The organism is Chloracidobacterium validum (assembly GCF_018304825.1).
Classification (GTDB): Bacteria; Acidobacteriota; Blastocatellia; order Chloracidobacteriales; family Chloracidobacteriaceae; genus Chloracidobacterium; species Chloracidobacterium validum.
Map to the genome: position 1 here is coordinate 465,044 of NZ_CP072648.1, position 12,003 is coordinate 477,046.

Below are 12,003 nucleotides of genomic sequence, written 5' to 3' on the forward strand. Positions count from 1 at the left end.
CGCCTGGCCAGCCCGCGCCTCGCTTCGCGGTGGATTTTGTTTTATAAGTCTGTCCTTGGTTTCCGTGCGAATATGCTTCCCGTGCCTTGTGCAACCAGTGAAAGGACAGTTTACTCTCTATGCAACCGATGCCTTACGCGCCGCCGCCACCGGCTAAAAAAAGTAATGTCTGGCTATGGGTACTCGGTGGCTGTGGTGCCATCGCCGTAATTGGGATCATTGCGACTGGGGCTTTTCTCTACTTTGCATACTACGCGGCCTCGCGGGCAATTGATGAAGTATCGAAAAATCCGGTTCGCACCGCTGCAAAACTCATCGAAAACATAAACCCGGATATCGAAGTCGTCTCGGTGGATGAAGAAAAAAAGCTGGTCACTTTTCGTGACAAGGCGACTGGCACAACGACGACCGTTTCACTGGATGAGTTTGAAAAACAGGCCGGCCGTGGCAACGCGAGCCGCGACGACAGCGCCGCGCAAGGTGGTGACAAGTCAACGAAGTCGCCGGAGTCAGATGTTGGTATCAGCGACAAGGACAACATCCCGGCTTGGGTGGTGCTGTATCCGGGGGCAAAAGTCATCGCCAAGGTAATATCTGGAAGCGCGGACAAGGCCTCTGGTTCACTCACGCTCAAAACGAGCGACAAGGTGGACGCCGTTTTCAAGTTCTATGAAGGCAAGCTCGATGGCACTGGCTTTACGGTTACACGCGCGGCGGCCGGCGGCTACCGAGCCATCAGCGCCAAGCGCGATTCTGGTGAAAGCCTAACCGTCATGGCTACTGCTGCCGAAGCTGACGATGATGACAGTGAAACCAATATCATCTTGACGTACAGTACGCAGTAAGCCGACCGGGGCGTGGCAACGTCCGGTCGGCTTGTTGAGGTGCGCAAAGCCTCTGTTGCTGGTGTCTGCGCGGAGCGCGTCCGGCTTCACGCTTGCAAGGCGTACATCAACAGCCCAGAGCGCAGTTTTGGCTCAAACCAAGTTGACTTGGGTGGCATGACCAAGCCTTGGTCGGAAACGGCAAACAGGTCATCTAGCCCGGTTGGGTAGAGCGAAAACGCCGCGGCTGCCCGGCCTTCGTTGACCCGGCGTTCCAGCTCGGCCGTGCCGCGAATGCCACCCACAAAGTCCAGCCGCTTGTCCGTTCGCGGGTCGGCAATGCCCAGCAGCGGCTGTAAGACCTGATACTGCAAGCGGCTGACATCGAGTCCGGCTAGGGGATCGGCGCCGTCCACCGGATGGAAGTGAAAGCTATGCCATGCCCCGGCGCAATACACTGAAAACTTGCCCTGCGTTGTTGGGTTTGGCGTTGCCGGGCAGGACGCGAATGTTGCGCGGAGCGTTGCCAGAAAGGCGTCCGGCGTATGGTGCGCTAGGTCGGTGACCACGCGATGGTAGGGCAAGATCTGGAGCTGGCTGGCCGGGAACAGCACAGCCAGGAAAAAGTTGTAGGGCGCATCATCGGTTGGGTTGGCATCCTGGTTGCGCAAGGCTGCCCGCGCGCGACTCGCGCTGGCCGACCGGTGGTGCCCATCGGCAACATAGAGCGCCGGTATGTCGGCAAAAGCCGCGCTGACCGCCGCCGTGTCGGTCATCCGCCAAATCGTATGTTGAATACCATCCGGCGCCATGAAGTCATAGAGTGGCACATCGGCGCTGGCGCGCGCCACGAGTTCGTCTAGCGCCGGTGCATCACGGTAGGCCAAAAACACCGGTTCGACCTGGACGCCAAGCGCCAGCAAGTGACGAGTGCGGTCATCCTCTTTGTCAGGGCGCGTTTTTTCGTGCTTGCGAATCACGTCCCGGTCGTAGTCGTCCACGGCGCACACCCCGACGATGCCGGTTTGCGCCCGTCCCTGCATCACCAGCCGATAGACAAAAAAGCTTGCCTGGGGGTCGGTCGTGAGTGGAGCTTCGTGGATGAGCCGCTCAAGGTTGGTTCGGGCTGTCTGGTACTGGAGGTCGGCGTCGGGTGGCGTGTCATCTGGTAAGTCAATGTCGGGGCGGGTGATGTGCAGCAGGCTGTACGGATTGCCGGCCGCCAGCGCGCGCGCTTCAGCCGTGTTCACCACGTCGTAGGGAACGGACGCAACGGCGGAAACCTTACCTGCATCGGGGCGAAGTGCGCGAAATGGACGAACGATGGCCATTTTGAAAAACTCCTGGTTGGCGGTTTTGGGTGGCTCGCACCTTACTCTAGCGGCGGACCCTGCTGATACAGGGCGGCTTCGGCCACGAAATGCTTGAAAAGCGCCTGTGAAAACGGGTCGTTTTCGGCATTGATTTCGGGATGCCACTGGACGCCAAGGACGAAGTGGTTGGGACGGGTTCCGATGACGGCCTCGATGACGCCATCCGCTGCCCAGGCAATTGGGCGTAAGTCGCGCCCAAGTTCGTCAATTGCCTGGTGGTGGTGGCTGTTGACGCGGGCTGTGATGCCACCGGCCAACTTGGCCAGGAGACTGTCGCGGTCAATCTGAATACCGTGCGCCACCCGCCGGAAGCTCCCGCGCTGCTGGTGCTGCATGACGTTTTCAACCTGTGCGGTCAAATCCTGGAAGAGCGTCCCCCCACGGTGAACATTGAGCATTTGCATGCCATAGCAAATGGCCAGCACGGGCAGCCGCTTGGCATCGGCCAATTCAAGCAGATGGGCGTCTGTTTCATCGCGTTCGGGATGGACTGGCCCGAGTGCCACGTGCGGCGCTTGGCCGTAGCGCATTGGGTCAACGTCGCCCGGATTGCCGGTCAGCAGCAAGCCGTCGAGCAAGTTGGCGACGGTATCCAGGTAGCTCGCTTCGGTGAGCAGGGGGAGCAACAGCGGCGTGCCGCCAGCGTGGAGAATGGCGTGTGGGTAGGTGGTGCGCAAATGGTACGTGTCTTTATCTGGGTCAATGCGAACCGTGATGCCGATGATGGGGCGTTTCGTGTATGGTGTGGGCATGTGGCAGGCTTCTAGGGGATCAAGCGTAAAGCAGTGGAGGTTTTCCTGGAATCTGACGCCAGACCAGAAACGTTCACGGCGCTTTGTTTACGTCGCTGCAACGGTATCGAACCTCAAGGATGATGACAACGTGGCAAACCTTGGCATGGATGACCTTCAGATGGGAACGGGCGCGCTGGCTGAAAACGGCAAGGTCGTGGCCGTTCATTACACCGGCTGGCTGCTCGATGGGACAAAGTTTGACAGCTCGCACGACCGCCGGCAGCCATTCGAGTTTGTGCTGGGCTTAGGGGAAGTCATTCGCGGCTGGGACCTGGGCGTGGCGGGCATGCGCGTCGGTGGCAAGCGCCAGCTCACCATTCCGCCGGAGTTGGCCTATGGCAGTCGTGGCATCGGCCCGATTCCACCCAATGCAACCTTGCGTTTCGAGGTCGAGCTGTTGTCGGTCCGCCCGTGACAGATGTGGTACTCGTTCCGGGGCATGCCGTCTGTCTGAGGCCGGACACGCCAGATTTGGCAGATGACGAGGCGTGGTGGCTGGAGCCGTACCAGCGCGGCGAAGGGAGCTGCTATGTGGCGCACATCGCGCAGGGCGTCCGGCTGACGGCTGAAGTCCCACAGCGGTGGTTGGTGTTCTCCGGTGGCTACACGCGCCAGACGCACCCACCGCAGAGCGAAGCTGAAAGCTACCGACAGGTCGCCCAAGCTCAGGGTTGGTGGGGGCACCTGGACGTTGCGGCGCGGACGCTGGTGGAGGATTTTGCGCGCGATTCGTACGAAAATCTGCGCTTCGGGCTGTATTGCTTCCGCGACGCGGTTGGCGCCTGGCCGGAGCAGGTTTACGTCATCGGCTGGCGGTTCAAACAACGCCGGTTCGAGCTACACGCTGCCGCGTTGGGCTGGCCGCTGGAGCGGTTACATTACATCGGTGTCAACGATCCGCCGGACGTGGTTGCCGCCCAAGGTGGCGAAGCCCAAACCCTAGAGGCCTTTCGAGCCGACCCCCACGGCCTGGGTGAGCGACTGGCGGCAAAGCGCGCCACGCGCAACCCCTTCCGGCGCTTTCCACCGGCGCACTGGCAAGCTATGCCGGTTCTGCCAGTAACGCCTTGACCTTTTGTTCAAAGGCGGACTCGCTCATCCCGCCGGTCACCTTGTCGCGGATGTTGCCCTGGCGGTCAATGAAGACGGTGTAGGGGATGCCGTTACCGATGCCGAAGCGCGTAGCAAGCGTGCTGTCACCCATGGCAATCGGATAACTGATCGGACGCTTGGCGAGAAACGCCTTGACGACGCTAGGGCCTTCCTGGTCAAGCGACAGTCCCACGATTTCAAGTCCATCACCTTTCAGGCGGCGGTAGGTCGCGTCAAATCCCGGCATCTCTGCCACGCAGGGCGGACACCACGTCGCCCAGAAGTTGACGACGACAACCTTGCCCCGGTGATTGCTCAAATCGAAGGCGCCAGTATTGAAGGTTTCGACCGTGAACGTCGGCGCTGGGTTGGCCGCGCGGGGTGGTGAGGTCGCCGGCGTGGAGGGTGGGGTGTTTGCCGGAGGACTCGCTGGTGACTCAGTTGAGGCGGGCTGACAGGCCGCGCCCAAGAGACCGCCGAGTGAGAGAAGGCTTGCGAGAAAGAGACGTGAAACGATCATGAAGTCCCCCGAATTAGTGAAATGCTCAGAGTGATTATGCGCTGGCTTGCTGGTCAAGTCCAACAAGCTTGCGACGCCTAGGGGCTTTGTGTAGCGTCCAGAAACAGCCAGCCTGGTTGTAACTGCTCTGAGGAGGCGCGCCGTATGGGGTTTGTTCCACTCATATTGGTTGGGATCATCCTGCTGCCGCTGGTTTGGCTCGAAGTCAAACGCTATACGACTGCGCGTTTGGCGGGCAAGGTCTCGGATGCGATGCGGGCGCGTCTCGGGCGTCGCCTCCTCAGCGCCGGGTTGCTTTTGAGTGTCACGGCTCTGGTAGGATTGGGACTTGAGTTTCGTGAGCTGTTCGGGCCGGCCCAACTGGTGGGTTACTTTCTGATTTGCGCACTGCTGCTCTGCGTATCAATGGCGACGATGGTTTATGACATCCGCGCCGTCATTCGCCAGTCGTTGCGTGACTTTCATGATCGTGATGCCGAGGCTCAGCGCTTCCAGGCTTTCATGGCGCGTGAAGCGAGTCCGTCACGGGAACTGTCGAATGGCGCAGGAGGAGCGCCAGAGCGCAAACCTTTACGCTGAACATCGTTTGTTGCGTCGTTCGTTTTGAGTGAGCCGTCATGACTGAAACCATCGCCATGATTCCGCAGCCTGCGTCGGGCGGCGACCCATTGATCGGACGAACCATCGCCGGCCGCTTTCGCGTCGTCAGCAAGCTGGGTGAGGGCGGCATGGGCGCGGTGTACAAGGCTGAACAGCTCAAGGTCAACCGCCTCTGCGCAGTCAAAATCCTGAGTGCCGCCTTTGCCGCCGACCCGGACGCGCTTGCCCGCTTCAATCGTGAGGCACAGATGTCGAGCGCCTTTAGTCATCCCCATGCGGTGACGATTTATGACTTTGGCGACGACGACGGGTTGCACTATCTGGCCATGGAGTTTGTCGAGGGAGAAACGCTGTCGTCGGTGCTGCGACGCGAGGTCACGCTATCGTTGCCGCGGACGCTCGGCATTGCCCGCCAGGCGTGCGCCGCGCTGGATGCCGCCCATCGCCTGAACATCGTTCACCGCGATCTCAAACCCGACAACATGATGATCTGCCAGCGCGATGGGGGGGATTGGGTCAAGGTTCTGGATTTTGGGATTGCCAAGATTGCCGGTGATGCGCCGCAGCGCGGTCAGGACTTGACCCAGGCCGGGCTTGTCGTGGGCACACCCATTTACATGTCGCCTGAACAGTTGGCGGGCGAGCGCCTGGATGCCCGCTCTGACATCTACAGTTTAGCCATTATCATCTACCAAATGTTGACGGGGCAGTTGCCATTCGCCGGCGATAACATGCAGGCGATCATGGTCAAGCGGCTAACTGAAGCCCCACTGCCAATGCGAACCGCCAACCCGGCCGTCACTGTGCCACCGGGCGTTGAGGCGGCCCTGATGCGCGCCCTGACCCGTCACCGTGACCAGCGTACGCCGACAGTTCGAGATTTTATTGGCGAGTTAGAGTCTGGGCACAGCGCAACGCAGGGAGTCACCGTGATGCCAGGACGAACGCAAGCCCAGCCGGCCGCCAGCAGCACGTCGCCTCTCATGCCAGCCACTTCGTCTTTTCCAGGCGAGGAAGCGTATCGCACCACCCCAAGCTTATCACCGGGGATGTCCACACCGCCCCCATTGTCGCCGTCCACGGGTGCGCCGGCGCCGGCGCCAACTGTGGCGGCTCCACGGCCACTGGCGACTGGTGGAACGCCGATGCTGCCAAGTAGTTCAATGCCAGCTAATCAAGCCTTTGTGGCCGGCTCGGTTGCCGCCGGAGCGAACCCAGACATGCATAGCCCCCCTCCAATGGGGCAACCGCCTCCGATTGGTTTCCCTCCGTCACCGCTACCGGCGACGGCCCCGGCCAAATCAGGCAGCGGAACGGGCATCATCCTGGCTATTCTGGCGTTTGTGGTGGTCTTCGTCGTAGGGGCCGGTGCGCTCGGCCTGTACTTCTTCTGGCCGCGTGATGGCGAACAACCTGTCAGCCGTGACAAGCCACCACCTGACAAGCCAAAAAACACTGACAATGGCTCACCGACCGCACCCTCCAACACCAGTCCATCCAATGCGCCCAAGGAAGCTTTTGACCGCGGCATTCGGGCGTTGGCGCAGAAAGACTACGTGACAGCCGAGCGTCACTTCCGAGACGCGCTGGACACTGCCCCCGGTTTTGGCAAAGCGCAACTCAACCTTGGTATTGCGCTCTATCACCAGCGGAAACTGAGCGACGCGCTGGACCGCTTTGCTGAAGCGGCACGCATCTGCGAGGACGAAGCCTGCAAAAACTTCGCCTATAACTACCGGGGACGTGTTCACTGGGAGCAACGCGAGTACGCTTTAGCGGAAGAGGACTTTCGACAGGCAGTCGCGCACGACGCGAATGACCTTTCGTCCCTAGCCTTTCGTGGTTTCATGCTGCGGCTGGGCGGACAAGCTGCTGCCGCCAATCAACTCTTTGACCAAGTGCTGGCGCGGAGTCGGGATGAAACCCTGAAATCGGTTGTTCGGCAGTGCAAAGGCGAGGCGCTCCCACCTGCCACAGCCTCCGATGCCGGTATTGGCCCTGGGCAGTAGCCTTGCATCGAAGGGGTGTTGAGGTCACATCCCCTGCTGTGAGTTCCATGACCAGCCTCATTACCATTCTGGATGATGAGAGTTCGGCGGCTTTCAACGTCGCCCACGCTATCGCTGCCCTCGGCTGGATGCCCGAGGTTCGCCCGCTGGCACGCGCCGGACTAACGGCATCTGAGGCGTCATCCCCAGCGCACTTGGTGCTGGTGACTGGGAGCGCCCCGGCTACGATGCAGGCTACGATTGATGAACTCGTTGCCGCGCAACTCGGACATGCCGCATTGGTGGGCATTGGCAATGGCGCGCTGGCGCTGGCGCTGGCGCTTGGCGTGCGCTTGCCTGAAGAACGTCCGGTTGGGCCGGGCATTGTTGAGGTTTGCCACGACGGTTGTTTGGCGTTTGGCAATCTCAACTACCGCTTTCGGGCGCGGATACCACGCTTGCCGCACCTGGGGCGCGAAGCCTTGCCGGAGTTTTTAGAGATGACGGCAACGACGCCGTCCGGGGCGCTGCTCGCCTTTCGGCATCAGACCCATCCCTGCGAAGGGGTGTTGTTTCATCCCGAATCAAGCGGCACGCCGGAGGGCTTGCGCTGGTTTGCGAATGTCTTCGGCGTTAGGGCTAGCAGTTAGGGCAGAACAAGTTGCGCGGCGGCGCGGTGGGCGTCCGCAAGCGCCTGTTTGATGGTCTGCCCCGCATAGCCGGTGAGCGCCCAGTCCGATCCCGCCGGCTCGGCCGTGACCTCTGCCAAGTCGAGGGTATCGTTCAGTGTCGCCGCGCCACATCCGCCGATGGCGCTCAGGGACGTGGCCCCCCCAATGATGCGCGGCGCAATGAACCAAGTGACTTTATCAACGAGGCGGTGATCCACAAACGTCCCGGCCAACGCGCTTCCGCCCTCGACAAGGAGGCTGGCTATACCCTCTGAAAAGAGTCCGGCAAGCGATTGGTCGAGGTGTGGGCGACCCTGAGCATCAGCTTCCACCCGCAGGAGGCGAACCCCCAATTCCTCAAGTTCAGCCAAGTCTGCCGTATTGCCTGCCGAGTTCACCGTAACCAACCAAGTTGGAATCTGGCGTGCTGTCTGGGCAAGTCGCCCCGTCAGTGGCAGGCGCGCGCGCGCCGAGCCGAACACGACCCGCGCCAGTGGCCGGTGGCGGTACTGTCCGGTTCGGTCAGTCAGTTGGGGATCGTCGGCGAGAACCGTGCCCATGCCGACCGCGATGGCATCGTAGCGGTGGCGGAGGTTCTGCCCGGCCAAACGTGCTGCCGCACCGGTCAGCCACTGGGACTGTCCTGTGCACGTAGCAATTTTCCCATCCAGGCTCACGGCGAGCTTGAGATGGACAAAGGGTCGGTGCTCAAGCTGATTGACGATGAAAACCTCATTCAGTTTGACGCCTTCCACCGCCAGGACATCCGTCAAAACTTCAATTCCAGCCGCGCGCAACTGCTCAAATCCGCGTCCGTTGACCTGTGGATTGGGGTCCCGAATGCTGGCCACGACCCGGTGAATGCCGGCCGCAATGATGGCTTCGGTGCAGGGAGGCGTCCGGCCGTGGTGGGAACAGGGTTCGAGATTGACATACAGTGTTGCGCCGCGCGCACGCGCGCCGGCTTCGCGCAGCGCCCACACTTCGGCATGGGCTGGCTCTGGTTCATGATAGAAGCCACGCCCCACGATGACACCCTGCTGGACGACCAGTGACCCCACCAATGGACGTGGGCTGACCCGACCGTATCCTTGTTCGGCAAGGCGCAGCGTTTCACGCATCAGGATGTCATGTTGTGACGGCATCATAGGAACTTTGCCGAGAGAAGCTCAGTCTGCTTGGCCGTTTTTCTCAAAGCCAAGCAGGGAAGCCACGTATGGAAGCACAAGCGCGCGCTGGATGCATCCTTCTGCACCCCGTTGTGGCTCACGCCAAGCATCCTAGCAACAGCTTGCGACGGACGACACTACCGGATAGCCGCTATGGTATAGTGCAACTAGTTTTCACCCCGGCAAGCTACGTAGTGGATGCGCGTAGTGGTTAATGCCCTAATCAAAGCTCCTGCCACAGAGACTAAGGTTTATGTCGCAAACGCAGCCACCCGTTGACCCTAGTTTGAACAGTTTGCTTGCGACGCTATCGCCACTCAACCTTCTCCGTAGCCTGTCACATGAGCTGCGCGCCCCGCTTGCCGCCATTTTGGGTTGGACGGAATGGCTCCTGGAAGGCACCACCGAGGCGCACCAACCGGCGGAAGGCATTCGGCATATTCGGTCGGCGGCGGAAAAGATGCTGCAACTTCTGGATGATTACTACGACTTGGCGCGATTTGGTGATGAGGAAGCCACCGCAACGGCCGCGACGGACCTCCTGGTTACACTTCGTCGGATTTGCCATGGACTGGATTTAGTCGCCCAGCAACGCCGCCAGACCCTTCGGATTGAAGCCGAAGACCGAATCCCTTCCCTGGCGGTGTCCCCAACCCTTCGGCGGGCGCTCTGGTTGGTCGTTCGCTATCTGCTCCGCGCGGCCCCAGAGGGCGCGACGGTAACACTTTCTCCAGACTTGGCAGCGAGTCCGCTGCGGTTGTTGGTAAGCAGCGATCAGGGGCTAAGCGAGACGGCCGATCCAGGTGGGCTAAACTTGGCCCGGTTGTTTATCACCCGTGAAGGTGGCACGTTGGCGGTTGAACGACTCCAGGATACCTGGAGATTGATTATCCAGTTGCCGACGGTTCACCCGACAAGCGCGACCGACTTGCCAAGCTTTACTGAATCACCGCAACTTTTGAATCCCATCCCTTCGACCATCTCGGATACCAAGAAAGTCCTGGTCATTGACGATGATGAGAATCTGCTAAAACTGCTTGGCGCGGTGGTCAGCGCGGCGGGGTATCGCCCTTACTTGGCAGCAAGCGGGGTGCGCGGCGTTGAAGCTGCCCGTGCCACCGCGCCGGATGTCGTCCTGTTAGACATCGGTATGCCCGGCATGGATGGCTTCGCCACCTTTAATGCCCTGCGCACCGAGCCTTGTCTTGCGAAGTCGAAAATCGTGGCATTGACGGCTTACACCAGCGTGTCGGAACGCGAGCGCATTGCCCGTCACGGTTTTGATGGTTTCATTCCAAAGCCATTCCGACGCGAACAGTTGATTCAAGTGCTTTCTGAACTTTCAGTCTGAGGGCTACACACTGGTATGTCTAAAACCCGCCCCATGTTACTCGACGAAAGCGATCTCGAAGCGAGATTGCGTGAGCTTCCCGCCTGGCAGCGCCAAGACCAGCGGTTGACGCGAACGCTGACCTTTCGCAACTTTGCCGACGCACTGGACTTCGTCAACCGCGTCGGCAAGCTGGCTGAAGAGGCTGATCATCATCCCGACATCCTGCTGCACAACTGGAATCAAGTCACGCTGACACTCTGGACACACGATGCCGGTGGGCTGACCATGCTGGATGTGAGTTTGGCTCACAAAATCAATGCTATTACCGGTTAGCCCTCCCGTTTCGGTGGGCAACCTGGCTCACGCCGACCCGCCTGTGGGGGATACGACTCAGCTCGTCCTAATCTCAATCTGGTCTGCCTCAAGCGGCAAGTAGTAGCAGCTATACGTGGCGTCGTTCCGCTTACCGGAGCGAGCAATGACGTACCGGTTGGCAGCTTTTTTCCCAAGAGCTTCCTCAAAGGCCTTTTTGAGACGCGACTTGTGCGGTCCAAAGTACTTGGCCCGCTCATTATCATCTTTGCAGCTTTCAAGAGCCTGCTTCATCCGCTCATAGTCGCCCCCGTAAGGATTCAGGATGCGCTGTCCATAGGTGAGAAATTCGTTGGCTGCCTCGACGTTGCGCCACTCGACTTCCGGCTTGCCTTGCTGGACACGCTCGGCCAGCCACAGCAAGAGCGCAAGCTCGGTCGGTTTTACGTCAATGTTGAGGTCATCGGCCCAAACCTCTTCCTTCAGGAGGTCGAGAACAAGCCGAGGTGGTTGCAGGCTGCGATTGGCGGCTGCCACGGCCGCGCTCATGGTCACTTGACCTTTCAGCAATGCTGGCGGCAAGCCATCACGCAGGCGCACAAAGGGAATCTCGGCCAGCATGACTTGCGCCGTGGCGCAATCGGCCAGCTTTCCATCTTTCGTCTCGATGATGCGCTCATACGGTGTTGGATAAAAAAATGACCAGCTCGACTCGAATGGTTCGCTGACCAGCACATGCGACAACCGATCTTGCGGACGCCCGAACAACGACAGCGCATAGCCAAGGTAGTAACCCATCGTTTTACGGCCACCGGCCAACGAGACATGGAGTGCCGCCGCTTCGTCAGTTGTTAAGTCACGCACCAGCCTAGTGAGCTGGTCAGCCGCTCGCTCATTATCCTCAGGTGTCCGAATGTCGCTCAGTGGAGTCCCGGACTGATCCTGCAAGATGTGAATGTGGCTTGCGTCAAACTGGATTGGTGGCAGTCTGTAATCCTGGCACAGCCGACGAAACCAGCCGGGATCATCAGAAAGCAGTGACAAGCGAGCACGCTCTGCTCCCTCCAGCGTCGTTGCCAAGTGAACCTCGGTCGGGATGAATGGCGGATGCTGGTGACAGAGCGCGTAAAGCGTTTCCGTGACGACTTGGGGCGTCATCCCGGTGACAAGCAAAAGAATCCGGCGTTCGTAATCAGCCGGTGCACGGTCTGGCATCGGTTTCGCTCTCCTTGAAAGCACAGGTTGGATTGATGGCAAGTGGGATTGTAATGAGGCAATTGCGGCCAACCAGGCTCGCAAGCTTGCGAACGCCAGCCTGACGTTGCTC

The 12,003-nt window shown here is 60.1% G+C and carries 13 protein-coding genes; 8 read left to right on the forward strand and 5 right to left on the reverse strand.

The features are described 5' to 3' along the window. The first annotated feature begins 119 nt into the window (after positions 1–119). Complete coding sequence (locus tag J8C06_RS01915) at positions 120–845, forward strand: hypothetical protein (protein WP_211429112.1); 726 nt, start codon at positions 120–122, stop codon at positions 843–845. Positions 846–931: 86 nt separating this feature from the next. On the opposite strand, the gene J8C06_RS01920 is transcribed toward J8C06_RS01915, so the two are convergent. Next, positions 932–2,155, reverse strand: coding sequence for a DUF1015 domain-containing protein (locus J8C06_RS01920; RefSeq protein WP_211429113.1), 1,224 nt, complete (start codon positions 2,153–2,155; stop codon positions 932–934). A gap of 41 nt (positions 2,156–2,196) precedes the next feature. Then, a complete protein-coding gene (locus J8C06_RS01925) occupies positions 2,197–2,949 on the reverse strand; it encodes a gamma-glutamyl-gamma-aminobutyrate hydrolase family protein (protein WP_211429114.1) in 753 nt (250 codons plus the stop codon). 130 nt (positions 2,950–3,079) lie between these two features. Between J8C06_RS01925 and J8C06_RS01930 the strand changes: the two genes are divergently transcribed. Continuing rightward, entirely contained in the window at positions 3,080–3,406 is a 327-nt protein-coding gene (locus tag J8C06_RS01930; RefSeq protein ID WP_455423706.1) for an FKBP-type peptidyl-prolyl cis-trans isomerase, read from the forward strand. After that, entirely contained in the window at positions 3,403–4,062 is a 660-nt protein-coding gene (locus tag J8C06_RS01935) for an ElyC/SanA/YdcF family protein (RefSeq protein ID WP_211429115.1), read from the forward strand. Before J8C06_RS01930 ends, J8C06_RS01935 begins: the two co-directional genes overlap by 4 nt. Here the strand turns inward: J8C06_RS01935 and J8C06_RS01940 are convergent. Next, on the reverse strand, positions 4,034–4,603 hold the full coding sequence (locus tag J8C06_RS01940; RefSeq protein ID WP_211429116.1) for a TlpA family protein disulfide reductase: 570 nt from the start codon (positions 4,601–4,603) through the stop codon (positions 4,034–4,036). The two genes, J8C06_RS01935 and J8C06_RS01940, sit on opposite strands and share 29 nt — an antisense overlap. Before the next feature lie 144 nt (positions 4,604–4,747). Between J8C06_RS01940 and J8C06_RS01945 the strand changes: the two genes are divergently transcribed. The 3 genes from J8C06_RS01945 to J8C06_RS01955 are packed head-to-tail and all read left to right on the forward strand — an operon-like array spanning position 4,748 to position 7,841. After that, positions 4,748–5,182 carry a hypothetical protein gene (locus J8C06_RS01945; protein ID WP_211429117.1) on the forward strand — a complete coding sequence of 145 codons (435 nt, stop codon included), beginning with the start codon at positions 4,748–4,750 and terminating at the stop codon, positions 5,180–5,182. Between the two features lie 38 nt (positions 5,183–5,220). Further along, complete coding sequence (locus J8C06_RS01950) at positions 5,221–7,212, forward strand: protein kinase domain-containing protein (RefSeq protein WP_211429118.1); 1,992 nt, start codon at positions 5,221–5,223, stop codon at positions 7,210–7,212. A gap of 47 nt (positions 7,213–7,259) precedes the next feature. Further along, positions 7,260–7,841 carry a glutamine amidotransferase-related protein gene (locus tag J8C06_RS01955; RefSeq protein ID WP_211429119.1) on the forward strand — a complete coding sequence of 194 codons (582 nt, stop codon included), beginning with the start codon at positions 7,260–7,262 and terminating at the stop codon, positions 7,839–7,841. Here the strand turns inward: J8C06_RS01955 and ribD are convergent. After that, on the reverse strand, positions 7,838–9,010 hold the full coding sequence (gene ribD / locus J8C06_RS01960) for a bifunctional diaminohydroxyphosphoribosylaminopyrimidine deaminase/5-amino-6-(5-phosphoribosylamino)uracil reductase RibD (RefSeq protein ID WP_211429120.1): 1,173 nt from the start codon (positions 9,008–9,010) through the stop codon (positions 7,838–7,840). The genes J8C06_RS01955 and ribD overlap by 4 nt on opposite strands. Before the next feature lie 274 nt (positions 9,011–9,284). Between ribD and J8C06_RS01965 the strand changes: the two genes are divergently transcribed. Both J8C06_RS01965 and J8C06_RS01970 read left to right on the forward strand, forming a co-directional pair. Next, positions 9,285–10,382, forward strand: a complete 1,098-nt coding sequence (locus J8C06_RS01965; protein WP_211429121.1) for an ATP-binding response regulator — start codon at positions 9,285–9,287, stop codon at positions 10,380–10,382. Positions 10,383–10,397: 15 nt separating this feature from the next. After that, positions 10,398–10,697: a 4a-hydroxytetrahydrobiopterin dehydratase gene (locus tag J8C06_RS01970; RefSeq protein ID WP_246602062.1), complete on the forward strand. Its 300-nt coding sequence runs from the start codon at positions 10,398–10,400 to the stop codon at positions 10,695–10,697. A gap of 57 nt (positions 10,698–10,754) precedes the next feature. Here J8C06_RS01970 and csm6 read toward each other — a convergent pair whose 3' ends face one another. Further along, on the reverse strand, positions 10,755–11,891 hold the full coding sequence (csm6, locus tag J8C06_RS01975; RefSeq protein WP_211429122.1) for a CRISPR-associated ring nuclease Csm6: 1,137 nt from the start codon (positions 11,889–11,891) through the stop codon (positions 10,755–10,757). Between the last annotated feature and the right edge of the window lie 112 nt (positions 11,892–12,003).